The 24,960-nt window shown below is 40.0% G+C and carries 32 protein-coding genes, 1 tRNA gene and 1 pseudogene; 7 read left to right on the forward strand and 27 right to left on the reverse strand.

The annotated features are described in order from the left end of the window. Position 1 precedes the first annotated feature (1 nt). On the forward strand, positions 2–1,450 hold the full coding sequence (locus tag ACLCEG_RS07090) for an efflux transporter outer membrane subunit (protein WP_410566826.1): 1,449 nt from the start codon (positions 2–4) through the stop codon (positions 1,448–1,450). A gap of 43 nt (positions 1,451–1,493) precedes the next feature. Here ACLCEG_RS07090 and glyA read toward each other — a convergent pair whose 3' ends face one another. Further along, positions 1,494–2,747: a serine hydroxymethyltransferase gene (gene glyA, locus ACLCEG_RS07095; RefSeq protein WP_004700476.1), complete on the reverse strand. Its 1,254-nt coding sequence runs from the start codon at positions 2,745–2,747 to the stop codon at positions 1,494–1,496. A 60-nt stretch (positions 2,748–2,807) separates the two neighbouring features. Here glyA and ACLCEG_RS07100 point away from each other — a divergent pair. Next, a pseudogene (locus tag ACLCEG_RS07100) lies at positions 2,808–2,885 on the forward strand (hypothetical protein); the annotation flags it as partial. 107 nt (positions 2,886–2,992) lie between these two features. On the opposite strand, the gene ACLCEG_RS07105 reads toward ACLCEG_RS07100, so the two are convergent. Then, the gene (locus tag ACLCEG_RS07105) at positions 2,993–4,222 is read right to left on the reverse strand and encodes an alpha/beta hydrolase family protein (RefSeq protein ID WP_151761648.1); all 1,230 of its coding nucleotides are present in this window, start codon (positions 4,220–4,222) and stop codon (positions 2,993–2,995) included. Positions 4,223–4,472: 250 nt separating this feature from the next. On the opposite strand from ACLCEG_RS07105, the gene ACLCEG_RS07110 reads away from it, so the two are divergent. From ACLCEG_RS07110 to ACLCEG_RS07120, 3 genes are all read left to right on the forward strand, one after another. Next, positions 4,473–5,159, forward strand: a complete 687-nt coding sequence (locus ACLCEG_RS07110; RefSeq protein ID WP_410566828.1) for a putative quorum-sensing-regulated virulence factor — start codon at positions 4,473–4,475, stop codon at positions 5,157–5,159. A gap of 149 nt (positions 5,160–5,308) precedes the next feature. Continuing rightward, positions 5,309–5,932: a hypothetical protein gene (locus ACLCEG_RS07115; RefSeq protein ID WP_191106098.1), complete on the forward strand. Its 624-nt coding sequence runs from the start codon at positions 5,309–5,311 to the stop codon at positions 5,930–5,932. A gap of 102 nt (positions 5,933–6,034) precedes the next feature. Then, positions 6,035–6,111: transfer RNA gene (locus tag ACLCEG_RS07120), tRNA-Arg, on the forward strand. Positions 6,112–6,185: 74 nt separating this feature from the next. Here the strand turns inward: ACLCEG_RS07120 and ACLCEG_RS07125 are convergent. The 13 genes from ACLCEG_RS07125 to ACLCEG_RS07185 all read right to left on the reverse strand — a co-directional run bounded on the left by ACLCEG_RS07125 (position 6,186) and on the right by ACLCEG_RS07185 (position 15,539). Continuing rightward, positions 6,186–6,383, reverse strand: coding sequence for a hypothetical protein (locus ACLCEG_RS07125; RefSeq protein WP_057047710.1), 198 nt, complete (start codon positions 6,381–6,383; stop codon positions 6,186–6,188). A gap of 236 nt (positions 6,384–6,619) precedes the next feature. Continuing rightward, a complete protein-coding gene (locus ACLCEG_RS07130) occupies positions 6,620–6,988 on the reverse strand; it encodes a hypothetical protein (protein ID WP_031998072.1) in 369 nt (122 codons plus the stop codon). Then, complete coding sequence (locus ACLCEG_RS07135) at positions 6,988–7,497, reverse strand: lysozyme (RefSeq protein WP_109428865.1); 510 nt, start codon at positions 7,495–7,497, stop codon at positions 6,988–6,990. Before ACLCEG_RS07135 ends, ACLCEG_RS07130 begins: the two co-directional genes overlap by 1 nt. Beyond that, a complete protein-coding gene (locus ACLCEG_RS07140) occupies positions 7,481–7,756 on the reverse strand; it encodes a holin (RefSeq protein ID WP_410566832.1) in 276 nt (91 codons plus the stop codon). Before ACLCEG_RS07140 ends, ACLCEG_RS07135 begins: the two co-directional genes overlap by 17 nt. 74 nt (positions 7,757–7,830) lie before the next feature. Further along, a complete protein-coding gene (locus tag ACLCEG_RS07145; RefSeq protein ID WP_410566834.1) occupies positions 7,831–10,086 on the reverse strand; it encodes a hypothetical protein in 2,256 nt (751 codons plus the stop codon). Positions 10,087–10,148: 62 nt separating this feature from the next. Next, positions 10,149–10,769, reverse strand: a complete 621-nt coding sequence (locus ACLCEG_RS07150) for a hypothetical protein (protein ID WP_410566836.1) — start codon at positions 10,767–10,769, stop codon at positions 10,149–10,151. Further along, positions 10,759–11,352, reverse strand: coding sequence for a DUF2612 domain-containing protein (locus ACLCEG_RS07155; protein WP_410566838.1), 594 nt, complete (start codon positions 11,350–11,352; stop codon positions 10,759–10,761). Before ACLCEG_RS07155 ends, ACLCEG_RS07150 begins: the two co-directional genes overlap by 11 nt. Beyond that, positions 11,352–12,536, reverse strand: a complete 1,185-nt coding sequence (locus tag ACLCEG_RS07160; RefSeq protein WP_410566840.1) for a baseplate J/gp47 family protein — start codon at positions 12,534–12,536, stop codon at positions 11,352–11,354. The genes ACLCEG_RS07155 and ACLCEG_RS07160 overlap by 1 nt, the downstream gene beginning before the upstream one ends. Then, positions 12,533–12,919 carry a hypothetical protein gene (locus ACLCEG_RS07165; protein ID WP_348838401.1) on the reverse strand — a complete coding sequence of 129 codons (387 nt, stop codon included), beginning with the start codon at positions 12,917–12,919 and terminating at the stop codon, positions 12,533–12,535. Before ACLCEG_RS07165 ends, ACLCEG_RS07160 begins: the two co-directional genes overlap by 4 nt. A gap of 19 nt (positions 12,920–12,938) precedes the next feature. After that, the gene (locus ACLCEG_RS07170; RefSeq protein WP_410566842.1) at positions 12,939–13,616 is read right to left on the reverse strand and encodes a Gp138 family membrane-puncturing spike protein; all 678 of its coding nucleotides are present in this window, start codon (positions 13,614–13,616) and stop codon (positions 12,939–12,941) included. Beyond that, complete coding sequence (locus ACLCEG_RS07175; protein ID WP_410566844.1) at positions 13,616–14,605, reverse strand: phage protein; 990 nt, start codon at positions 14,603–14,605, stop codon at positions 13,616–13,618. The genes ACLCEG_RS07170 and ACLCEG_RS07175 overlap by 1 nt, the downstream gene beginning before the upstream one ends. After that, on the reverse strand, positions 14,602–14,895 hold the full coding sequence (locus tag ACLCEG_RS07180) for a phage baseplate plug protein (protein WP_410566846.1): 294 nt from the start codon (positions 14,893–14,895) through the stop codon (positions 14,602–14,604). The genes ACLCEG_RS07175 and ACLCEG_RS07180 overlap by 4 nt, the downstream gene beginning before the upstream one ends. Positions 14,896–14,897: 2 nt before the next feature. Continuing rightward, the gene (locus ACLCEG_RS07185; RefSeq protein WP_410566848.1) at positions 14,898–15,539 is read right to left on the reverse strand and encodes a phage baseplate protein; all 642 of its coding nucleotides are present in this window, start codon (positions 15,537–15,539) and stop codon (positions 14,898–14,900) included. A 56-nt stretch (positions 15,540–15,595) separates the two neighbouring features. On the opposite strand from ACLCEG_RS07185, the gene ACLCEG_RS07190 reads away from it, so the two are divergent. Together ACLCEG_RS07190 and ACLCEG_RS07195 are read left to right on the forward strand one after the other, a co-directional pair. Beyond that, positions 15,596–16,189: a hypothetical protein gene (locus tag ACLCEG_RS07190; protein ID WP_410566850.1), complete on the forward strand. Its 594-nt coding sequence runs from the start codon at positions 15,596–15,598 to the stop codon at positions 16,187–16,189. Then, positions 16,186–16,533 carry a lysozyme inhibitor LprI family protein gene (locus tag ACLCEG_RS07195; RefSeq protein WP_410566852.1) on the forward strand — a complete coding sequence of 116 codons (348 nt, stop codon included), beginning with the start codon at positions 16,186–16,188 and terminating at the stop codon, positions 16,531–16,533. The genes ACLCEG_RS07190 and ACLCEG_RS07195 overlap by 4 nt, the downstream gene beginning before the upstream one ends. Here ACLCEG_RS07195 and ACLCEG_RS07200 read toward each other — a convergent pair. The 12 genes from ACLCEG_RS07200 to ACLCEG_RS07255 all read right to left on the reverse strand — a co-directional run bounded on the left by ACLCEG_RS07200 (position 16,530) and on the right by ACLCEG_RS07255 (position 24,957). Then, a complete protein-coding gene (locus ACLCEG_RS07200) occupies positions 16,530–18,731 on the reverse strand; it encodes a phage tail tape measure protein (RefSeq protein WP_410566854.1) in 2,202 nt (733 codons plus the stop codon). The two genes, ACLCEG_RS07195 and ACLCEG_RS07200, sit on opposite strands and share 4 nt — an antisense overlap. 10 nt (positions 18,732–18,741) lie before the next feature. Continuing rightward, on the reverse strand, positions 18,742–18,894 hold the full coding sequence (locus ACLCEG_RS07205; protein WP_373456841.1) for a DUF6889 family protein: 153 nt from the start codon (positions 18,892–18,894) through the stop codon (positions 18,742–18,744). Between the two features lie 35 nt (positions 18,895–18,929). After that, positions 18,930–19,442, reverse strand: coding sequence for a phage tail assembly chaperone (locus ACLCEG_RS07210; RefSeq protein ID WP_044422983.1), 513 nt, complete (start codon positions 19,440–19,442; stop codon positions 18,930–18,932). Positions 19,443–19,453: 11 nt separating this feature from the next. Further along, entirely contained in the window at positions 19,454–19,897 is a 444-nt protein-coding gene (locus ACLCEG_RS07215; RefSeq protein WP_410566857.1) for a phage structural protein, read from the reverse strand. A 10-nt stretch (positions 19,898–19,907) separates the two neighbouring features. Further along, a complete protein-coding gene (locus ACLCEG_RS07220; protein ID WP_410566859.1) occupies positions 19,908–21,029 on the reverse strand; it encodes a DUF3383 family protein in 1,122 nt (373 codons plus the stop codon). A 3-nt stretch (positions 21,030–21,032) separates the two neighbouring features. Beyond that, the gene (locus ACLCEG_RS07225; RefSeq protein ID WP_410566861.1) at positions 21,033–21,572 is read right to left on the reverse strand and encodes an LIC_12616 family protein; all 540 of its coding nucleotides are present in this window, start codon (positions 21,570–21,572) and stop codon (positions 21,033–21,035) included. Between the two features lie 3 nt (positions 21,573–21,575). Continuing rightward, complete coding sequence (locus tag ACLCEG_RS07230; RefSeq protein ID WP_410566863.1) at positions 21,576–21,944, reverse strand: hypothetical protein; 369 nt, start codon at positions 21,942–21,944, stop codon at positions 21,576–21,578. Next, positions 21,931–22,491 carry a hypothetical protein gene (locus ACLCEG_RS07235; protein WP_410566865.1) on the reverse strand — a complete coding sequence of 187 codons (561 nt, stop codon included), beginning with the start codon at positions 22,489–22,491 and terminating at the stop codon, positions 21,931–21,933. The genes ACLCEG_RS07230 and ACLCEG_RS07235 overlap by 14 nt, the downstream gene beginning before the upstream one ends. Beyond that, positions 22,488–22,874: a DUF4054 domain-containing protein gene (locus tag ACLCEG_RS07240; RefSeq protein WP_410566867.1), complete on the reverse strand. Its 387-nt coding sequence runs from the start codon at positions 22,872–22,874 to the stop codon at positions 22,488–22,490. Before ACLCEG_RS07240 ends, ACLCEG_RS07235 begins: the two co-directional genes overlap by 4 nt. A 3-nt stretch (positions 22,875–22,877) precedes the next feature. Continuing rightward, the gene (locus ACLCEG_RS07245) at positions 22,878–23,375 is read right to left on the reverse strand and encodes a hypothetical protein (protein ID WP_410566869.1); all 498 of its coding nucleotides are present in this window, start codon (positions 23,373–23,375) and stop codon (positions 22,878–22,880) included. Positions 23,376–23,384: 9 nt separating this feature from the next. Further along, the gene (locus ACLCEG_RS07250) at positions 23,385–24,410 is read right to left on the reverse strand and encodes a DUF2184 domain-containing protein (RefSeq protein ID WP_410566871.1); all 1,026 of its coding nucleotides are present in this window, start codon (positions 24,408–24,410) and stop codon (positions 23,385–23,387) included. A 64-nt stretch (positions 24,411–24,474) separates the two neighbouring features. Continuing rightward, entirely contained in the window at positions 24,475–24,957 is a 483-nt protein-coding gene (locus ACLCEG_RS07255; protein ID WP_410566873.1) for a hypothetical protein, read from the reverse strand. Between the last annotated feature and the right edge of the window lie 3 nt (positions 24,958–24,960).

Here is a 24,960-nt window from a genome sequence, read left to right on the forward strand (position 1 = left end):
AATGACTACAGCAAAACAAAGCTTGTTATTGTCCTCACTGATAGGGAGCCTGCTTCTTGCAGGCTGCTCTTTGGCTCCGGAATATCAACCTGCAAAAGTTATAGTTCCTGTCAAATTCAAGGAGTCAGACCCTAAACTTGAAGACAATAATTGGAAAATTGCCCAGCCTGCCGATCAGCAAGTTCGAGGTGAATGGTGGCGTGTTTTTAATGATGCTCAATTGAATGAGCTAGAACAACAAGGGATTGCCGGCAACCAAAATCTTAAAGCGGTGGCAGCCAATATTCAGGCTTCACGTGCAATACGTTCGGCAGCACAAGCCGAACGCCTACCAAGTATTGGTGCTGGCTTTGGCCCAACCCGTCAAAAACCCTCTCCTGCTTCATTGGGGTTAGATGACAATGCCCATACGTCTGCACAAACTTTATGGCGTGCTCAAGCGAATGTTTCATATGAGCTCGATTTATTTGGTCGTATCGCCAGTAGTGTTAATGCAGCAACAGCGGATCTACAACAGCAAGAAGCTTTATATCAGTCGGCACTTTTAGCCTTACAAGCAGATGTTGCGCAAGGTTATTTTCTCATTCGCCAGCTTGATGCTGAACAAGCAATTTATACTCGTACTATTAAATTACTTGGTGAGACACAAGATCTCGTTCAAACCCGATTTAAAAATGGTTTAGTCAGTGAATTAGATGTTTCTCGTGCACAGACTGAACTGGCTACAGCTCAAACCAATGCACTGAGCATTGCTCGTAACAGAGCCAATGCAGAGCATGCACTTGCAGTATTGTTAGGCAAAACACCAGCTGAATTTAACTTGGCTGTCCAACCTTTAACTACAAATAGTCTTCGTCTTCCAGCTGGTTTACCTTCAAGTTTACTTGAAAGACGACCTGACATTGCTGCTGCTGAACGTGCTATGGCAGCGGATAATGCCCGTATTGGAATTGCCCGTGCAGCTTTTTTTCCGAAAGTTAATCTAACGGGTGCCTTAGGTTATGAATCTGCAAGTTTAAGCGAATTGGGTAAATGGTCGAGCCGTACATTCTTGCTTGGTCCAGTCGCTGGTACTATTTTGTCTTTACCATTATTTGATGGCGGACAACGTAAAGCAGGCGTTGCTCAAGCACGAGCAGCTTATGAAGAAAGTGTCGCTAACTATAGACAAACTGTACTAAACGCATTTCGTGAAGTTGAAAATGGTTTATCCGATCAACGTATTCTTGATCAGCAAATTCAAGCTCAAAACCAAGCACTCTCATCATCTCGCCATGCAAATCAACTGTCTCATCTACGCTATCGAGAAGGTGCGATTAGCTATCTTGATGTGATTGACTCCGACCGGACTATTTTGCAACAAGAACAATTGGCAGCACAGCTGAAAGGTGGCCAAATCATTGCAAGTGTAAATTTAATACGTGCTTTAGGTGGGGGTTGGAATAATTAATATAAAAAAAGCGCCTTACGGCGCTTTTTTCTATACATACAAATTATTTTGCATATACAGGGAATTTTGCACAAACAGCTTCAACTTTCGCTTTTACATCAGCAATAACTTTTTCGTCACCTTTGCTGTCAATCACGTCAGCGATCCAGCCAGCAAGTTCACGAACTTCAGCTTCACCAAAACCACGAGTTGTTACCGCTGGAGTACCGATACGGATACCAGAAGTCACAAATGGAGAACGTGGGTCATTTGGAACTGAGTTTTTGTTCACAGTAATGTGAGCAGCACCTAACCAAGCGTCAGCATCTTTACCAGTTACGTCTTGTTTAATTAAAGATAACAAGAATAAGTGGTTGTCTGTACCACCAGAAACAACATCATAACCACGTGCGATTAATACTTCAGCCATTGCTTGAGCATTTTTCACAACTTGTTGTTGGTAAGCTTTAAAGTCATCAGACATTGCTTCTTTGAAGCAGATTGCTTTAGCAGCAATCGCATGCATTAATGGGCCACCTTGGTTACCAGGGAATACAGCTGATTGAAGTTTTTTCTCGATTTCTTCATTCGCTTTCGCAAGGATTAAACCAGAACGTGGACCACGAAGTGTTTTGTGAGTCGTAGTTGTAGTTACGTCAGCAATTTGAACTGGGTTTGGATATACACCAGCAGCAACAAGACCTGCAACGTGAGCCATATCAACAAAAAGGTAAGCGCCAACTTTGTCCGCGATGTCACGGAAACGTTGCCAATCTACAACACGGCTATAAGCAGAGAAACCAGCAACGATCATACGTGGCTTGTGCTCTAACGCTAAACGTTCAACTTCTTCGTAATCGATCTCGCCAGTTTCAGAGTTTAAACCATACTGAACAGCGTTATAAGTTTTACCAGAGAAGCTTACTTTTGCACCGTGAGTCAAGTGACCACCGTGAGCCAAGCTCATACCCAAAACTGTATCGCCTGGGTTAAGAAGTGCTAAATAAACAGCAGAGTTAGCTTGTGAACCAGCATGTGGTTGAACGTTTGCGTAATCGGCACCAAAAAGTTCTTTAGCACGGTCGATCGCCATTTGCTCAATAACATCTACATACTCGCAACCGCCATAATAGCGTTTGCCTGGATAACCTTCTGCGTATTTGTTCGTAAGTTTTGATCCTTGCGCTTCCATCACAGCAGGAGAGCAATAGTTTTCAGATGCAATTAACTCGATATGTGCTTCTTGACGCTCATCTTCAGAAGCAATAGCTTGAGCTAATTCTGGATCAAATTCAGAAATGGAAATATTGGCAAACATTAGCGGGGGTCCTATAAATTAGGGCTTTTAAGCCGTGCTAAGATTGCGGCATATTGTAGCATGAACTTTATAATTAAACAGAATCAAGTTAGCTCAGTTTTAAATAAAAATGGCTCAATTTTTATAAAAAATGAGCCATCAAATCTAAAATAATTTATAAACACTTAAAAAGCATTTATTTAATAATTTTCTAAAGTTAAATTTAGCTTTTCATAACAACAAAAAAACTTTAAATATCATTACCCTTATTGAGCTGACAATAGGTTTTGTACATTTCCAACAATGTTATCTACATTACTACTCATCGCCGTATTATGGTCCCAGTTACCCGTTACATAGCTATTAATTTTTGTACCTACCACAGTGGCATTAGATATCAATAAATCAGTTGCATCTTTAGGTACAGTGTTATCGTTTATTCCTTGATAAATAATAATTGGTGTAGAAACTTTTACTTGTAGCGGTTGAGAATCTTTATCTAAAAATGCTTTAACCAAAGGTACTGCCATAAAATTAGGTTGAGTACGCGTATATCCATCCAGTGTTCCACTATGATTTCCAGCATAACTTTCCATATCTGCTTCAAAAGCACCCTCTAACGGACCAGCACAAATTGTTTCAGCTTGTGCGGCAATACTTGCTGTTTGTGAAGTAAATACCTGTGAATAATCAAAGCTTGGCTGTGTATTTCGAAGACCCGCCGTAACTAAAGCTGTATATGTCTCAAGCTGCGCATATGTTCCAATTTTAATATTTATTGGCGCATTCACAACATCTAGTTCACCCATTAATAAAATACTGCCTAAATTGGAAGCTGGTGCTACCGCTACTGTACCTTTATAGTTTAGTTGTGCACGACTTGCATATTGTGCAGCACCCAATGCAGCATGCCCACCCTGAGAGTGACCTACAGTGACCCATTTGTTCGAAGTTAATAAATTACGTTGCGATAAATAATTTCTTGTTGCAACCACGGCGTCAGTAATTGAATAAGCTTCACTTTTAACATTTAAGAATGGATGTATGCCTGGGGTTCCTAAACCCTCATAATCAGGAGCGACAACGACATAACCCGCCGCAAGAAGTTTACTAATTAAATCTTTAGTACTATCTGTTAATGCCGATTTACTTGGTGCACATGCATCTGCAACCCCTGTCGTACCATGAGCCCAAACCACAATTGGCCAACCGCCTGCTGGTGGTGGTGTTGTCGGTGTAAATACTAAACTTGTTGCCTGAACTTCTTGTCCACTTTGGCCTAACATTTTATAAGTCAAAATACTACTTTCAGCGGCAACCGCTCCTAAGTTAGTACTTGTGTAAGCATCGACTTTAACCACTGGATTTTGAATATTATTGGCTGGTGTACCAGATGGATCAGTATTTGCTGGACTGTCATCACTACTTCCACCACCACATGCCGTCAACAATAAACTCGTGCTAAGAACACTAGCCATGAACAATTTCATTTTCATTGGTATATCTTCCCTTAAATTCGATTTTTGTTGTGCTTTAGTTTTTAATGAACATTTTAAATGTCTTACAAACAATTACGCCTAATCTTCATTTTTCGCAAGTGATATTTAATCAAAATAAGTAGCGAGATTTTATACTTTTCACCATAAATTAAATTTCATAGCTATATCTAACCTTATTCTATGTTTTAAAGTCGCTAGTCAACTGTTAACATTGACGGTTACTTGTAATTGTTTAAAGGTTCAAAAGATGCAAGCCATTATTTTAGATACAGAAACTCATACACTAAATGGTTTGCCTATTGAAATTGCATACGCTCCCATTGAACTTAATGCAGGTAAACTAACTTTAGATAAAAGCAAATTATTTGATCAGCTCTATCAGGTTGGAACGCCGATCTCTTATGCTGCGATGGCGGTGCATCACATCTTGGAGTCTGACCTAGAAAACCAGCCTCACTATAAAACATTTAAATTACCTGCTAGCACAACTTATATTATTGGTCACAACATTGATTATGATATTGCAGCTATTGCTCGTTGTGGCGTTGATGTATCTCATATAAAACCAATTTGTACTTTAGCTTTAGCACGCAAAGCTTGGCCAGATGCAGAAGCTCATAATATTTCTGCACTCATTTATATGATTTCTCAAGGCAGCAGTAAAGCACGAGAATTACTCAAAGGTGCACACCGTGCCGATGCCGATATTATTTTAACTGCCAATATTTTGATGCATATTATCTATCATTTAAATATTCAAGATATTGAAGAACTTTACCAAGTTTCTGAAGAAGCCCGTATCCCCACGACTATTAACTTTGGTAAGCATAAAGGTACAGCAATTGCTGAACTGCCAAAAGATTATATTCAATGGCTTCTACGTCAAGACGAACTTGATACCTATTTACGTAAGGCATTAGAAAGTGCATTTTAAAGACTTAACTTAAATAGATGATATTCATAAATTCTTCATCATATTGTCATTTTTGAGTTTTATCTTTAACCCCATTTATATTTTATTAAGAACAGTACTGTTTGATAAAAATTAAACAGTCTGCTTCATTTTTATATTGGGGAAATACAATGTCTGGTTTTTATCGAACCAATTTGGGAAGAGTTGCGCTTCAACAACGTAATATTACGTTAAATGCAAAACAAAGACGTTTACTTCTACTCATTGATCATGAAGATTTTCAAAGCCTTAATAATGAGTTTAAAAAGCGTATTGCTCCTCCAGAGCTGATTCAACAACTGATTGATTTAAAACTCATTGCTACTTCTAACGAAAGTTACTCAGAGTTGACCGAGCAAATATCTATTCAAGAGTCATCTATACCATCAAATGAAGTACATCCGAAAAATATTGATGAGAATAAAAGTAACGATTTAGTTGGAGAGATTCAGGTTCCTCAATCAACGTCTGTAACTTCTTCAAATATAGAAAATGACCAACCATCTATTCCAGTTCAGCAACTGTCTTTTGAAGAAATACAATTACTAATGAAACAAAGCTTAGGTCAGTTCTGTGGCCTTATGGCAAAACCCCTTATTCAAAAAATAGAGCAAATCAAAACACTTCAAGAACTTAAAATGTGTCAAATGCAATGGATTACTCACTTACAAGAGTCACGTATTCCCCCTCATGAGCTAGCAAAGACACTTCAATCTATTAACTATTCAATTCAGCTTATTCAACAACGCATCTAAAAATAGAACAAGCTGCTGTTTAAATAAGCATTAAACTCACTTGGTATGTATTTCGTGCTTTACCTACCGGTGTTTTTTTCCTATGATGTGCCCCACACATGTGCGCTCGTAGCTCAGTTGGATAGAGTACAGGTTTCCGAAGCCTGGGGTCGTGGGTTCGATCCCCGCCGGGCGCACCAATCTATTTTATAAAATCAATAACTTATATATATTTTGGCGTATATTTGGCGTAATGCGCTATTTATCCACAGGTCTAGAGGTAATTTTGCTTCTTATCAAAGGTCCATCTTTTACCGTTGTAAGTGACAGTTCCATCCAAATTAATTGGCAACTCTTTTAATGAGTAGTCATAGATTTTAAGAACATTCCCGTTCTTATCTAAATCAGCGGGTAGATTGCAAGTATTCTCCATTCTCCCCGCTTCCGAAACCATGATCATTAATTGCTGCATGATAAAACCTCGAGAGAATATGAAATGAGAAAAACTTTGCTCAAAATGTGCAATTATCCAGATTATTGAGCAAATAATTGCACATTAATAAAGGCTCTTACTCAAGAGCCTTCACAAGCGCACCATGTCTTGCTTTGCAGTCATTATATTTTGCAACTGTATCAACTGACCAGATCATTAAATCTTTGCCCGTTGTTCCCGCCAATTCATTTAGATTTGGGCATGGTTGAATAAGATTAGCTGGTATTACCGGCTTTAATGAGTTCATTGAGTTGCTGCACCCCGTCATCATCAATACAGCTAGACTTATAAACAGGACGCTCCACGATCTTTTGCACTTCACGCTCAATATATTCGACTTTGGTGCTTTGCTCTGCTTTGACTTGTTCATAGTCTGCGCTCACTTTATTGATCTGATTTTGCTTTTCTGCAAGAGCTTTCAAATTCTTGCGCTCAATCTCTTGGATCTGAGATTGACACTTTTGTTCAGCTTCTTTTAGCTGACCAGTTTTGTAATTGAGTACGGCCAAAGATATGGCCAATAAAAAAGCGAGAAACACAATAATGATTTCTCGCCAATATTTAGCAGCAAATACAATCCACATCACTGCGCTCCTATACATTTAGCATGTCTTTCAAGCTGTCTAGTCCAGACGCCATAGCATCCATTTTTACGAATAGAGCAATCGCGCTTTGCAACGTACTTATATTTAAGTAATGAGTCGCAAGCCGCTTTATATTGACCAGCTTTCAAGTGTTTAAGCATTGATGATTTTGCGAATGTTGGTACCCCGTACTGATATGAAAAATCCAAGTAAAGGTCATATTCAGTTTGTGATAATTTCACGCCCTTCAATGAATCTTTAAACGCGACTTCACGCTTAGCCACATCATTTCGCAACCACTTATCTGCGGTCGCACGTGTAATTGGTGGATCTGTCATTTTTACGGGTGAGCCATCTGGTTTGAATGTTGAACCATGGCCCTGTGTTGGCCGATCCCCTTTAACGGGAATTACTGGCTTTGATGTAAACCCTTCATCGTTTTTCACGCCCACAAAAAAAGCAGCCGAAGCTGCTAAGAATGCGGCGACATATTTAGTCTTGTTTGACATTACAGTCACCTTTTAACTTTTTAATACGTAGCTCGTACTCTGCCTTTCGCATTTCATGCTCCACCTTTTCACGGCGATTTTTCTGAACCGCAAAATAAATTTGAATTGCCAAGCCAAGTGCAGCAATTAGCAAACCGCCCCATGCAATAACATCGATCTTTGCTGCAAATCCGATAAATGACCCCACACCGCTGGTTGCTGTTACTTTTGATGTTAATGTTGCTGCGCTCGCTTCAAGCGCAGTCTGGGTTTCAGACATTTTCATTCTCCAAAATTTTGGCAATAAAAAAGCCCTAACTTATTTAAAGCTAGGGCTTGTGGTGGTTTGTTGTGTTAAATGTCTTGCAAAGTTAAAGGAACTTTTTTCCACACCGAAGCAGTGCCTAGTCCACCAGTTACGCAAATCCATTTATCAACACCAGAACTCGGCATTGTGCAATGAATAATGTCACCAATGTTGTATTGAATATTCATGAGATTAAGAAATGGTGAATAGCCAATTTTAACTAAACTCGAGACTCCCTGATTACCTGCCACGTGAAACCCTTTGAGTTCAAAAGGTGTAATTTCAAGTACATCGTAGGGATTACTACTTCGCGTAGAGACAGCATTTCGAGCATTAACCAAGTTTGTAGAACCATAAAGGGAGATGCCACTAGCACCTGTTGGTGACTTAACAACTAAATTGTTATATCTCCCACCATCAAAAGTTGGATAAATAATTTTCGATGGATCTGCTCTTAAATCATTGATCACTATATTTTCATAAATACCATTCATCGCCGCTGCCGCGGAATCAGTATAAATATTGAATTCGCTATTCTTAACTGTTAAACGGTCAATAGATCCAGAATATCCGTAATCATAGATCCAACCTGCTTTGAAAATATTAAACTTACAATCATCAAATTTAGGATTTGCCCCTGATGCGTTTATTAAATAAGTTGTCGTACCGACATTCGCATTTTCGTTTGGGTCATCTGTGAATGTACACCCCTGATACAATGTTCTATCTTCTTCAATACTTGTTCCATACTGCCCTTCCATATAACCATTAAAATAGCAGTTAAAGAATTTGAATTGCGGCTTACGTACCCAAGCAGTTACACCACCTGCTGGACTTAAAAAACGACTTGAGTAAAAATGAACATTCTTTGTATTAGCACTATCTGCCACGACCTGAGTCACCGCATTATTAAAGCTTTTTAAATTATAAAATCGAGCATTACGAATTGGGGAAATTTCAGCTTCAATATCCAGACCAGACATAGGCATAGACTGTACTTTCATATCAGACGCTGCAGTGTCACTAAATGAGCAGTCATAAAATGAAATATTCTGGCCGCCACAGAAGCTGCAAGCCTGTCTTGAATTATGATATGAAACCACATTTCGAACAGATCCAAACACATCTGAAAGTACTTTGTCTGGTTCGGTTAAAGAGTTATAACCTGCGATATAAAAACCATCAAGCAAATGATCATGCGTATAAATATTCTCTAAATCCAATTGCTTAATATTTGCAACACGAAAGCCATAAGCCATCAATTGCCAACCAGAATCTCCATATTTCCCACCAATGACTTGATTTGCCTGATTACCGTCAATATCAATTTTACCTGAAAAAACAACACTTTTAATATTTTCAAAATTTACAATATACCCTGTATCCGCTCTTGTTACTTTTGCCCCATCAACAGCCCAAGACGGTGTCCCTGGATAAAATGGCATTGTAGTCTGAAAAGGCTCTTTTGTATTTTTATCGAAGACACCAAAATATAACCAATCTTTTAACTTAAGTTTTGCACCATCAGATTTAAGCAGAATAGTTTTATTAACCATCTGAGAAAATCCAATGCTTAGCACATGCTCAAATATGAAACCTTGTCCCGCAACAAAACTCTGTTTACCTACAATGTAGTCACCATCTGGTATATGAATACTTATTGCCTCAAGTTCTGAAGCCATTACTGCATTTGAAATTTTTACAAATGCTTCATGGTCATATTCATTGTCTGAGCCATCGCCAATTGCTCCGAAATTGTGAGCATTGAAATAACTTGGAGGAACTTGCCTAGTCCATCCGTTAAAGATATTACCGCCATCATTAATTAGTTGATTCGTCGGTTCATAAACGAAATTATCACCACCCTTATTTAATCCCTTATGTATTGATTTTAAGTAAACAGTTTGACCGCTTGTTCTAGCGGTATACGCTAAAAGATCATCAAGGCTTTCAAAGTTAATAACTGTAGAATCATTAAATTTCTTTTGGTTAGATTCACCCACCTTAACTAAAAGTTCATCCCACCCATTCGCCCCTGCTCCAGCTGCTGCTGCGGCTTCAATAGCATCGTTAAAAGCACTAGTTTTTTCATCAATCTTTTGTTCAAGGAAGTTAATTGTTTCTAATGCTTCATCTATAGTAATCTTGCCATCTTCCGCAATTTTATTAAGTTGAGCAATAACTTCATCAATAGTAGTAGAATCAACTTTCCCATCTAACAAAGGCAGAATCTTTCTTAAGATAGCCAAAATATCATTTGAATTATTGATACTTGCTAAAACTGTATTCCAATTTTTTGCCATAACAGTTTCTCCACGCAACAAAAAACCGCCTTGCAGCGGTATATTTTGAATAATTTAAAAGCTTAACGAACGACTTGAAAAAAGCAGTCACTTGGATCATAACCACCTTGTGTGTTATCTCCACCGTAATTTGCTCTCAACAAAAAACCATTAGTAGTTAAGTCACTAACAGCTAACGAAGTAGCATCTCCGCGCCCAGCTTGCGCTGTAGTAACGCTGTAGTTTGCGTCTGTCATTGGTACTTCAAAGACAATACTGTACGTTCCAACTCCAGTTCTAGTAATACGAGCAATGTTTCCTTTTCCTCTAATTGCAGCATTAATTCCTGAAAAATTAGCCCACGCGCGTATAGAATAAATTGGTGCAGAACCTGTGCCCAAATCAGATTTGCTTAACTTTTTCTGATTTAGCTCTCTACCCATGTTTGCTGAAAGGGGTTTGTCTTCTTCCTCAGATGTTAGATCGTCTATAACATCTGTATAGCCAACTTTGTCATCACCAAGAGCATTAATCTCATCAATTGACTCATTTACTTTTTTCGTAATTACATTAAAAAGCCAGTTAAACCACTGTCGTGCCGGCTGTATTACTGAAGGAAAGCCTTTTTCTAGCTCCAAACCTGCAGTATTACTACTTTTATCGTCGGCAAGTTTTGCAAACTCTGTTAATTTATCAATACTCATCTTCACCCTCGAAAATCAACCTTACACCAGAAGGCACAGGGAACATTAATTTTACTAACTCTCGCTCAAAAACCTCGTAACTTTCTAAAAATGTGAAAGTTATCGTCATGTTTAAGTTGTCTTTAAACTTGAATTGTTTATCGATTACGAGAGAAATAATTTCTTTTGCTGACTGCTCGGAACAATCACTTTTATTAAGCAAAATTTTGGCTTTAATTACTTTTTTGAAAAGCTGCGGTGACATCGCCAAAGCTGTATAACCACTCATTCCAGATTCACGCCAATAGCCTGATTTTATACTCAGGTCCTCAATATCACGCCAGGTTAAGGAACCGGGTTGCCCTTGGAAACCGAAGTAAGGAACTGGTACCGCATTAGGTATAGAGTTAGGTGCTCCCACCCAGTCAGCGATAATTTGCAATTGGTCGCCGGTAGCAGTCTCAAGATCAAACTTATCGTTAAGACTATTTAGAAATTCAAGGCAATCAATTAAAGGATTTATTAATGCCTCAACTGTTTTTCTAAAATTTGGCTTATCCCGATGCTGACTAGTTAAGAGGGCTACATATTTGCTTGCATCCACTAGAATCCCCCTGAGGTGTTAATCTCGATATTATCCGAATCACAATAAGCGACTTCATTAAATGCGAGGCTGTAATTTCCTTCGATAACAACACCATCAACAATGATTTCTATGGAATCAATTTGATAAGTTTCTGAGTCTAAATTTCCAAACAAACCAGCCGGAATATAAAGCTTGTTGAGCATGATCCGATCACCAATATCAAGTTGGTTCACATAATCTGCTAGGTTTTGCTTAATGGTGTTTTCAATCTCTTTTGTGTATTCAGACGAGCCCACGATATTTAGCTTGAAACTGATATTTCTAATATTTGGTCGGTAAATCGATACAGTTACCGGATCACCAAATACATTAATGACAGGCACATTAACATTGCCAAACCATCCGCACCCTAGACTCTTTTTAACCCGCATAAGATCAGCAATTTCATTTGCATCGCCACCAGAAACAACCACACATAAGCTGTGAGGTGGCATGCCTAAATCGTTGGCTTTATTGCTGTCATTTTCATAGGTTTTACAACGTGAAACACCAGCCAAACTAAAAAGCCCGCCTTTGATGCTATCTGTCTTTGACTGAGATGGAATTGCTACCGAAAGCGCCTGACGTTGTCGTAACTTTGCATCCACTTCAACCGGCATACCCAGAGATGAGGTTGCGGGGTTATTTACCCCCTTCCAACCTCGCGTAGGCTTACCAATAGTTGTGATGGTATTGCTTAGCGCTAATATTGCACCTGGCTTTTTCGCTTTAGCAGTAACAACAATATTTCCAGACGCGGGAATAGTTACCAGATCAGGAAACATCCATTGATTACTATTCCGATCCAGTGCATACCCTTTTTTTATTTCGGTACCGGGTGTACCTGTGATTTCTAGATCTACAGTAGAAAATGTAGGTAGCTGACGCGAAATACCATTAATGGCCACATTCCTTGATAGAGCGTCACCTGTTGCTGTTTTTGGCGAAAAAGTAGAGTAAAGCTTAATAAAAGCACCATTTACATCAGCTATTGCACGCGAAAAAACACCAATCATTTGACCGTCTTGGCTATCGTTTTCTAAATACGCATCTTCACCGTAAATGCCCTTGAACTTAGTTTTAAAATAGTCATCGATCTCATAAAAAGTTGGTGCACTGACACCAGCATCAGTAATAACTGGCGCTACAGTTGTTAAAGTCATGTTGTTAAGTCCCCGTTAAGAGATGCTTCGCCAAATATCGTATTCACTGTCATTGAGACAGTTAGACGGCGCGTGTCAGGATCTAAAGCGCTTTGGAAATCTACGATGCTTTTTACGCCTGGCGTTTCAAGTACACGTTGATGGAGCGTGAGCTCATAAAGGTTTTTAGATTGTTTACCGACAATGGATTGATTCCATCCGGTACCGTCCGATGTATCTGCAAACCACTCGCCAAGCCAAAGTTTTAAGCGCGTGAGAATGGCTTGGGCCACGGCCTCTGGAGAATTAACAAGAAAATCATTCTTGCTAGATCCAAAGACATAGTCGCCATCATTTGAAAGTTTTCTATAGCGCATAAAAAAAGACGCTTTCGCGCCCCTCATATTGATTTCAATTTGGTTTCTATGATTGTGGTGGACCTGAAGTATCAGTACCAGATTTAACGCCGGTAGTAATGTGTTTAATTAAGCTCACAGTCTTAGCAAGAACATCTTCAAGTGACTCTATCAAACCTGTTACTTTCAGTGTCTTTTTAATTTCTACATCACAATCGAAGACCGCTTTCTGTCCAAAAAAGTTAATAATTCCATCTCGTGTAATTTGGATCTTAGTCGTATTGTCATCGGATCTAATTTCCAGATTTTCTGCAGAAATATTTTTAATCTTTTTGGCTTGTGATTGAGGTTTAAAGAAAGCAAAGCCATCGGATAAATCATGGTGTCTAGTATCAAAAGGATTTTGAACCCCTCCAGATTGCCACCACAAGTCGATATTGCGCGATGAGAAGCTAACCACACATTCATCCTTTACATTGATAGGATGAGTAATTGTAAAACCGCCAGCGCACGGAAACATTACAGGAACGTCTTGCAGTATCGGAATTTCAATCATCTTGATACTACCTTCAGGAGTCCGTACTGGCACACGAATTAATGGCTTTACTTCTACTGTTACAGCATCCGGATCATAACTAACCACTTCACAGGGCAAATTAGTCCAAATTGCTAAAATCTCCTCACTAACTGCATCTTTAATAATATTTAGCAGATCCGGTGAGCGCTCATTATTTGATAATACCATTAGGTGTCCTCCTGCTCTGGAGTCCAGCTATCATCACGGGCGGTAATGGTGATTCCACTTTTCGGCACCACAGCCCCAAGTGCTGTACAAACCATGTTTGTATACCACTCATCCCCACGCGTATCACCACTATGCTCAATGGCTTGGATAACAAAAATACCTTCTGAATTTGTAGCAAGCTTTCGAGTCTTTTGTGGCTGGTCCACTTGCTGACCACCGTAAGCAATATCAAAATTCTCTGTCTGCAAATTAGATAGATCTATTTGAATACGATCTCTACGTTTTAGCTTTGGATTAAGCAAGCATTTAACTACTAGCCCTTCGCTGGTTAGCTGTGGCATTCCAACCATGCCAGTATCTGCTTTCAAAACAAACATTGGCTGAAGCGTCCACTTATCCAACTCCGTAGAACTTAAAACACCGTCTGAATAGTCATAAGTGACGTTATTCTCTTTGCCAATCTTTTCGATATACCCATGTAAACTTCCGAAAAGAACACGGCCACGTGGGTATTTTTGTTCGCTTAAAGCTGCAATTTCACCAATATCGATACCGTACTTTTTACACTCTCCCTCAACCAGCTCACTTAATCCTTGAATTGAAGTACCAGCGGGTACCGACTGATTTATTACGGCGCTTTTTATCTGGTCGCCCGATATGGCCAAGATACAAAGATATGTATCTACTGGACTACTGCGGCCTCGTCTAAACTGAAAAACACTACCTTTAAAAATAACCTCAGGCTCATCATCTCCATAACTACACGCCAAAATCACTTGCGTATCTTTTTTTGAGTCATCGACCCCAGCCAAAAGGTTCATAGTTTGATGAGATAAATTATAGATATAAATTTCGGCCGCCTTAGGCTGCTCGGTCGTTCCCTGACTTACAACGAAAGTAATTTTAAAATCTGAGAAATCCAGAGCTTCAGGGGCGTTTTTATCAACCTGAATGGTTAGCCTACAATTACGCATCCACTGCATTGTCATGAGTCACTCCAAAACAGTTTAATCATCGTACCTAAATCGGTGAATCGCTGGATTTCATCTTCATTAGTATTTAGTACATACAATGAACCACTAATAATATGCTGGTGTTGGATAAGCAAATTATCCCCCATTAGTAAAGGTAAGCCAGCAATTAAAGGATTCTCGGCATTATCAAAAATATCTAAGAACCAAGTATCCACGCGGTAAATAAGTTGCAACTTATATTGTGTTCCGCCTAGACGAATACTAAATTTTTGATTGCCATTATTGAGCGGTATTTCGTAAATCATAATCAATTACCCAATAAAACCGACTTAAAGAAATCTGTACCTGAGCTTAAAAGAGATTGATTGGTTGGTTTTAATTGAACTGTACCGCCGTTGCTGACCGCGGCTGTTGCTTCAGGACTTGCTTGATTTTCAATAGCGACTAACGCAGTTTCTGTACTGACAATCAGTACTTTTTTGAATGAAATATCAATCATCAAAACATTTTCAGTTTGAAGATCGGTAGTGCATCCAAGCGACTTAATAAGCATGTTTGTATGTAACCGCTTTCCAGTTGAGATAATTAGCGGAACGCTTCTATCCTTTAACTGTAGTAGCGTTTGATAAACAATGCTTAAGCTAGTATTACCCCCAAGAATTGTATTACCTAAAAACCCATTTAAAGTTCCGGCACTTTCCGACCAACCCACTTTCATCGTTAGTTCTGGTGGTTCGCTATATGCATGGTCTGAAATAGATGCGCCTACTTCCGTGGGATGTTCAGTAATCTTGTGTTCATCCTTATGCTTTTCTTCGATAGTTACATCTGCAAAAAGCCCCATAATCGTACGACCACGGCCAGATAATAAAAGCGAACCTACAATTTCAGAATTTGATATGGCCACGCCTGACCCTAGGGCACCATTAAGTAATGTTCCTATTGCCATATTTCACCTTGAAAAAAACTAGTTATAATTAAGTCAAAGATCCGAAAAATATAATCATGTTATTACCACTACATATTTCGCCTAATCAGACAGTTCAACCTTTTGATGAGAGCTATAAAAACATACTTATATTTGTTTTCCCAAAATCGAAATCCGAGTTTTTCCCATTCGCTTTAAGGATCGCTCAATCAGCTAAATTCTATTGTGAAAGTAATTTATTTAATAAAGATCACTACTTTGCAGGATTTGAATTTGTACCAGAACAAATCAAAACAGCTTTAGCACTTTCAAAATATATAAGTAGTTGGAAGGGAGTTTATGCCTTAATAAACGGCGTAGAAAAAAACCCATTTGATTTAAACAACACCTTAACTTGTATTTTAGAAAGCCAACTTGCAAAGGAACCCCAAAAGTACTGCTGCAGCATTTCCAATAACTTCATTAAAAATGATAATTCTTATTGGATACATCCATGTAGGATTGTGCTAACACAGCAGACTTACTACAAAATCATTCCTAACCAAGAGCTTACGATGAAGGAGCAAATTTTTGCTCAAGCCATCAAGAATGGCTGTGAATGGTGTCCAAATCTAAACCTTGATAACCTAAAGCAAATAGAAATCAACTTATCCCTTAAGGATGTCCAATGAAGAAAATACTCCTTTTTGCTGCAATATCTTTTTTTAGTGTTGAAGTTTTTGCTGATTGTAACAACCCAAAGACCTCACACGACATTCAGCAATGTTTATCTAGTGAAATTACACAACTCAAAAAAGATTTGAATACGACATATGCAAAACTCTACAAACAAACCGATGCTAAGCAAGAGTTAGATAATGCTCAGAAAGCTTGGTTAAAGTATAAAGATTTGCAATGTGGTGACTTTACCGTAGCAGATGCTGGTTATAGTTCTGGTCAAGTTGCCTATGATTTAGCATGCCAAGCTGAATTAATAGAGCAGAGAATTAGCTTTTTAAAAAATCAGCTCAACTAACCAACCAAAACACCTTTTGCTCCTCTCGCCATAAACGTCAGCGCATTCTCTTGTTGACGTTTAACTGCATTAGCTGAATCTATTGGGCTTGATGCTCCATTAATCGTCATATCAGTTTGATAAGTTTGATTAATAACTACACTACTTGCTGTCATAGCATTTGAGTTATTTATCTGTGATTTATGGGGATTGCCTGAAGGGGGAGCAAACGTTGAGATATTATCATTTGATGATATACCAATATTACTTGGCAACTTATTATCCCGAATTGAGAGCTTAAAGGGTTTAGGTTTGAATTTAATTAAATCATTGGTTGTACCATGTCCATGTACCGCCTTACCGGATCCAAATACCATATTTTCTTTTTGTGCCTTCGCATAAAAAGCATCTACCCAAGCCTTTCTATTTTTTTTGTCTGAAGAATATGGATTTGCATAATTTAAGTGCTCACCAACAATTGAAGATTTCCCTTTGGATCTTTCCTCCAGATATGCTAGAACTTCGGCTCTCACTCTTGGGTTAACATCCTTATTTGGCATATTTTGCACACTCCCATAAGGATTAAGTTTAATAGTCTTACCGTCTTTTGTTTTATAAGATTTCGGACCCGTTATTTTGCTAAATTGGCGTCGAGCATTTGCTACATCCCGAACTGAATTCCCCCACTTACCTGAAGCTACACGATTAAGGATTGTATCTACAACGCCCTGAGTTTGTTTGGTAAAAGCTTCACCCTTCAAAGATCCAACAACTTCAGTAGAAGTAACCTTTACAAGATCCTCAATATCTTGTTTTGATAGGTGTAATATGGAACCATTCATACCACTAACCGAACTACCAAATGATTCAGACACAGTCCCTTTCACCGCCTCAACTGTAGCCCTTGCGACTCCCGCAGCAACTGCAACACTCTGCTCAATTGCACTCTTAACAGCCTGTGTAGTGCTAGCTACTTTTTCTTGCGTTGGTGTAGTTTTATTTGGATCAGAAGGATTCACATAATTCTGTACAGCCTGCTTAGCATTTTGTACGCCTTGCTGTACTTCCGTTGCGACTTCCTTAAGTGCTCCGGCTGGATCCTTAATAATCTTCTGAACAAACTCAACCGTTTTATCTTTAACCTTGTTGAGAATATCTAGAAAATCTTTGATCTTGTTGATAATCGTATCAATGCCATTAGTCCACTTAGACCAGTCAAATAAGGATTTACCGCCTTCACGCCAAGTTTTATAGTCATCATAGAGCAAGGCTAGTGCCGCACCTAAGGCCAGAATGATACCTATCGGTGAAGCGAGAAAAGCTAGTCTGAATAACTTCAGCAATCCAATAAAGGTTTTCAGTGCTGGAATAAATTTGAGCACCAGACCTAAAGACTTGGCCATAGCGCTAAACATTAAGGCCAACATTGCAAAGCGTAGGCCGATTGCTAGACCTTCTTTAATTTGCGGGTTCAACTGTGAAAAAGCATGAATGCCCGCTTGAATTAACTGATTAAGCAATCTCAAGATCGGAATAAGCGCTTTACCAGCTTGCATAACAATGACTTGAAAACCTGTTTTCGTCATCATTGTTAGATCACGGTATTCAGTCATGAACTCATTACCTGACTTAGCCAGGTCATCATTCATACCGAGTTCTTTTTGGATCTTCTGGTATTTCTCCATGTTCGAGATGAATTTACCATCCCGCATGGCCAACATAGTTTTTTGATCGATACCAAGAGAGTTTGCATAAGCATTAGCTTGGTAAGCTGGCATTTTAGCTAGTACGCCGCTTAGATCCTTCATTACTTCTACACGGTCACGCATAGCGCCGTTTGCATCACGAGTACTTACACCAAGGCTCTTAAGTTGGCCTTCATAGCCTGGTGAATTTCGGATCTTCTCTGCAAGGGACTCTAAAGACCCTATAGCTCCATCTGCACTACCGCCAAGCTGAGCAATGGCATTCCCATAGGCATTTATGTTAGTGACACTGGCACCAATACGCTGAGACGAAAAATATAACTTATCAAGCTCACTCGCCGTTTGACGCACCGCAACTACTGCACCAGTAGCCAAAGCCATCAAAGCACCGTTTAACGCCTTAGCTTTCCACTCAATGCCATCCATGGCACTTTTCATATTCGCTAGACCTGAATTATCTGTATCAAATCCAAGTGAAACCAAAAAGTCTCGAATAACACCATTTTTAGCCATGGGACCACCATTATTTATTTTTTCTTTCGCGCTCCTGGTTAAGCAGATATTCATTATCTGCTACTACGTCGAGTGCGTCATTCATGAGTGCTATATCAGCTAGATCTAGCTTCCCATTAATTAAAGATTCGTATTTGCACATGCCTTTAATGACTGGCCGCATGAGCCAATCAGACTCATCTGGCAAGCTTTTAAAGTTTATTGAGGTTGCTTCTGCATGCTCGATGCCTGAGTAAGCAACCCTAGAATAAAATTTCCGAGATTAATCCGAATCGTTGCAATGACTAAAGGCAATAGCTCCGTCATACCAAGGTTATCGAACATAATTGAGTTATTGCGGCAAACCACGGCACCACCACGTTTAACGACGCTTAAACACTTATAAATTATGAAATTGACATCTTCTTCAGGCATTGAAGCAAACACTTCCATTAAAGGAGAGAATGCATCTGCCAGAGGAGTAAGGTCGTCAAGATCTGGAATAGCTTCAGGTTCTTGAGTAATCTTCTCAACTTCACTCGATTCCTCAGCCTTTTTGATCTTTTCTTCATTTGCCTCAATGGCTGCAATAGCTTTTGTTAAATCACCTTTCGCAACCTCAGCAATGATCGGCATTAGCTTAGGTACGATGGGTGCAATTTTTCGGGATACGTGAAACTGATCGACCGCATTTAAGCGGCCGATTGTGTATTCAATTCCATTAATTTCCATTATCAAAAACCTTATTCGTATGTACCTAGTTGCTCTTCAATCTGGATTGAATCAAAGACCCACTCTACCGTGCCGCCATCTTTTGCATTTTTAAGATCTGGAATCTTTTTAAATGCACATAATTCAGCAGTAGCGTTGTCACCAGACCCTTCATTGTTCAAAGTGATGGTGTTTTTACCCCATTTTTTAGTGTTTGATTTCTGCAAGTTATAAAGGTTCATTAACTTGGCATTTGTTGGGGAAGTTTTAAGAAGGCTAATTGTCACCTGTCCAGAGTTGTCAGCATGTAAAGAATGCATGCCTTTGCCATCTGCCCCGACAAGCATTGAGTTTTTATCACCAGCCATGGAAATGGTAATGCCTTCATCTGCAATAGCCGCACCATAACCCAGGTCGATCACCGCATCATCACTCGTTAAAGTGCAATGGATGTCCATAAAAGAATATGTACTCACGTATTACTCCTTAACGATTTACAGCTACAAGAACATCAGCAAAGTGTGTTGCACCTGCTAATTTGCTTGCGATTTGGAAGACTGGCGACTTTCGAGCCTCACGCTCTGATTGAGGCTGATCATCAAGACTATTGGCAAAGACATAAAAGGCCTTGCTTAAGTAGTCACCTGTTGAAAGCACGCCAAAACTGTCACCATTCCATCGACCAGGGCCAAGCAAGCCATTGGTAACACCTTGCTGACATGCTCTTTCAAGTACTGCACATTGACGATTAACGCCTGCACCTGTTTGCGGGATCTTGGTTGTATTGGTGTAGTAGAGATTAAAAAGTGCTGTCTCTAAATGGTTTTGGTACCAATCCAGACCGTGGATCTCATCAAAGAAGGTACCATCTGCCATGACGCCTTCTTGAAAAATGGCTGTGTCATTGTTGTATCCAGCGAATACATTGCAATTTTTAGCCGCTAATGCTTTAGCTTCACCTGTATCGAGATCTTCTGCAGCAATACCCGGAAGCTGTTTAAACTTCAAAGTAATCGTGGTGTTAGTACCCAAGAAATTCACAGTGAAGGCGCGGCCAAATACCGACACCGCAGCATAAGGGTTGTCACTTGAGAATACGGTGAACGTACGGCGATATTTCTTAGCTTTAAGCTTATATGGAATATCGGTAGTGCTCGTTGCGCTTAAGCAATTTTCATCTTGCGATGTATAACCGAATAAGCGTGAAGGATCAGCCGCTTCGATCAAGGCTGAAACGTCCAAAACTTCTTGTTCTGTTAAGTTTGCAGCAATTGCAAGACCGTACCATTTAAGCGATTTAAGGCATGTTTGAACGACTTGCTGAATTGTTTCCGCATCTGCGCCTTCTTTATGCCAGTAACCGATATACAACGTACGTGGCTTAGGTGATTGACTGAAATAAACTAATGCAGCTTTATACTCTGGATCATCTACGCCGTAATCCTCACCAACTTCAGTAATGCTTGAATATGGGCGCATGCGCTCAATAACATCAATAACACCGCTGGTTGTTCCGAGAATTAAAAGAGAACCAAATGAGCGCGGTCCCGCCGCCAATGCAGCAAGGCTAATGCTGACATTTACGACATTAGAAATGGGCAATGTCATGGATTACTCCTGAGAATGTTTAATTGTTCCAGCATCTACAAACGACTTAACAGCAAACGTGCGTGATGTTTTCCGCTTAAAGACAGCGGTTAGGTCATATCGATGTACATACTGATTATTGAGAAAGTCAGGCGCGGTGATGATCTCACCCACCTTGATAAATTTGATTTTTTGCGCTTTGAGTTGCGCGATGTTTTGCGGAATGCTTAGACCATCTTTGAGGGTATTTGCGATCGATTGGCCATGGTCGCCATAGAACGATAAAAATAGCGTCAATTCTTCATGTCGAATTGAATCCATTGTTTCGTCTTTCTGATCGAAGTAAGGCCCATCATCAGGTTTAATATTCTTTACGGCGAAGGCGCACCAATCCTCACCAATTTCGGGAAATGGTGGCGGATCTCTTTGAAAGCGAGGCCGAACCATATCACCGGGTAAAGAAGTAACCCCAACAATGAAAGCTTGGAAAATGTCTTCAAGGTCTTGGTCATAAGCAGATCCGCCACTAGGGGTAATATATCCCCCTGAAGCAGAGTCACCCATGAATTACCCCAGCGGCTTGAGTTCGCAAATTGCTTTTATGAAACCTTGGCCATAATGCAAATTGTCCAGCACTTGAGACACAATGTAGGTTTTACCCTTCCAAGTAATCTCATCGGCTTTGTTTTTTGCATCGCCTGAAGTTAAAGCGAACTGTGTGTGAATATTGATAGCACCTTTGATTAAGGTGCCATCTGGTCGGCGGTCCATGTTGAGGCCGTTATTTGTAGTTACGACACCGTTAAAAGGTGTTGTGGTAGTCGTCTCTTGCGATCGGCCGTTATTCCCCACGATGACTTCTGTACGCTTGCAAATAATGCCTGTGTACATAAAGTCAGGATCTAAGAGAACATCTGAGACATCAAGTTGAGGCACGTTTAATCTCCTGATCCTTTTTCATGATTACATAAGTAACCGACTTTCTAAGCTCACCTGTATCGATTAACGGCCGAACTAGACCAGATTCGGCTGGTCCCGATTCAAGCTGCTTAAGATACTTCTTAGCACCTTTACGCCCACGGCGTGCACGTGCTCGGATTGTGGCCAAAGATAATGGTGCAAACTCACCATTGACGAAATATGCCCGAACCGAATTCATAGCAATCATTCCAGCGGATTCGAGTAACTTCATCATTTTTTGACGGTTACCAGTCATGCCAGCATCAACTGCTTGAACAAGTTTATCGCCGACCGGCTCTTGAACTTCTTCAACACCAGGCACGAGAAAAGGTCGCTCAGGAATGTTTTGAGATGGTGAACCAGTTTCCTGAAGGTAGCCAATTTGCGCATTGGTTAGGCCATCGCCATCGGTTCTAGCCTCACCATGGGGGATGCCTACTAATACATCCATTTGCGATAACTCAGCTATCGTTTGGAAAATGTCAGCTAGGCCTATGCCACTAGATTTAACACCGCTGCTCATAGCTGGATGCCTCCCGCCCCTGCCATCATCATTAACTGATAAAACTGAACACCGAAAGTTGTTTGGTTCCAGTGTCCAGCTTCAGCAATAAGTACGCCTGAAACATCCATGGATTTAGAAACGCTATCCACTGCTTTAGAAGTCTCATTACCTACGATCTTTCCAGCATCACCACCAATGCTTGCAGCATTCATGGTGCGTCTGTAAAGCGTAAGATAATGAGCTATGAACAGTGTTAATCCATAATCAAGCATATCCTCCCAACGTTCCTCACGAAGCAATTTTTTCCCAAGGTTTAAATAGAAATTAAACTGAAATGACGGATATTGCGTTGTATCAGCAAAAGCCGGCATTTCTTCCCGAAAAGAGGATTCACTGATCATTCGTTAGGTTTCCTTTGGCGCGTCTTTATCTTTTGCTGGCTCTTTTGCCGGTGTTACTTTGGCCAAGTCAGCTTTTAACTTAGTGATTTCAGCATCACGCTCTTTAATCACCTTTTGAGCTTGATCAAGGGCATCTTTTGATTCGGCCGCTTGAGCTTGAAGATCCTTAGCAGATTGGATTTTAAGATCACTAAGCTCTTTGTTCTTAGCTTTCATTTCCTCGTCATGCTTAAGGATTTGCTTTCCAGCTTCATCAATTTGAATTTGCATCGCTGCAATCTCTTCATCCTTTTGCTGGATCAAGTTTTCTAGTTCACTTGAATAAGCTGAACTTTCTGGGATCTCTTGAGCATGAGCAGCTACAAACCAGTGTTTGGCGATCTCTTCTTCCACTTCCTGAAGACCTTCTTGCAAAACTACTGTTTTAGCTTCACCTTGTTCATCTCGACCAAGGTTTACTGTTAGTTGCTTACCTAAAAGAATTTTTACTAACTTTGACATGCTGCCCCCTTATAGGCCATCAGCGTAATAAGCTGTTTCTGGATAAACCCATTCAACAACACCTAAACGACCGAAGTAGGTTGTAATTTGACGGATGCCGCGGAATTCAATTGGAGTACGTTGCAACGGTACCAGAGGGAAACGTACACGATCTTCTGATTGTGTATACGTCAACATACGGTCTGTACCACCAACACCACGCTTAACACACCACTTTGATGGCTGGATGTTTAACGGGCGTCCATTCACTGAATTACTCAAGCTATTGAGCTTTAAGAACTCAAGAATAGAGATGTTCCCCGCATCACTTACAACACGTGAGGTTAAGAAGCTAAATTGAACAGGTGGCAATAAAAGCTTGTCAGGGCAAACAGCAAAACCAGAAGCTACCCATGCGTTATTCAAGATAAGGTTTACGTCATCTAGAATTTCTTGAGGTGTAGCAGTTTTCCAGTTTTTATTTACGTTGGTTGCACCAACTTTTGAAGAGTTTAATAGACCTTCAACGCCAAGAGTGTCATCACCGATATATACCTGTTCATCAATATCCATTTGATATTTCAGGTTCATACCTTTGAATTTTTGATCATCTACAGAACGACCTACGGCACGTGCAGACTCTAACTCTGGGATGGTGTAGCTAACTTCCATACCCCATAAGCTAAGAGGCTGAGCAGTCTTACCAATATCTAAAGCAATACCGGCGATGGCATCAGTATTTTTACCGATCCAAGACTTACCTGTAGGTGAAGGACCACCAGCAGCAGCAAACTGTGAGTTTGTGAATGATGACATTTCATCAGCAATTGACACATCAGAGCGCAAGTCAATGTCACGGCCCCAGGTAATATTTGCTAATGGTTCATGCAACGTTTGGTCTAAACGTTCCAATTCACCCAAGAGAAATGCACCAGTACTATCGATCGTACGTGTATCGAAAGTATGCATTGTGCCAGTGTCACGGGTACGTGCTCGAATTGGTCGCCCCATTGCTACTGCTTGAGTCATGGTCATAGCTAAGAGAAGTTTACGCATATTCTTATAATCTCCAGGCGTAAAAAAAGACGCATATAGCGCCATGATTTACGTCAAATTAAATTTAAATGTTGTAGGAAATTTCCACGTTGTTTTGTGCATCAGCATCATGCATAAACATGGCATTTTTTAGTTCGATAGTGTTTACACCATCAGCTACTGCTTCAATACCACCAATAGGCTTAAGCTCAGATCCAGAGGCCACACGCACATAAACTTTACCGGCTGTTTTTGCGGTACCAGCGGTGCATTTAACAGTCATATAACCACGGCGCATAACATCATTAATGATGCCGGCCTGAGGAGTTGCTGCACCCATTCCATTAACTGCCGATTGAGTTGGATATGAACGAACAATCAACCCGTAAATATCGGCTGCTGTATCAGTTGGTTCCAACGGAACAACACCATCAGATGTGCGCTTTCCAAAAATACCGAAGGCCCCAAAACTGCCCTTAAGAATGTGCGCTTCAACTGTGGAGTGTGCTTTACGTGAAATATCACCTGGAATGCCTGAAGGCATACGATATAGATATGCATTACCCATTTA

This window comes from Acinetobacter sp. H1(2024) (assembly GCF_046557555.1).
Classification (GTDB): domain Bacteria; phylum Pseudomonadota; class Gammaproteobacteria; order Pseudomonadales; family Moraxellaceae; genus Acinetobacter; species Acinetobacter seifertii.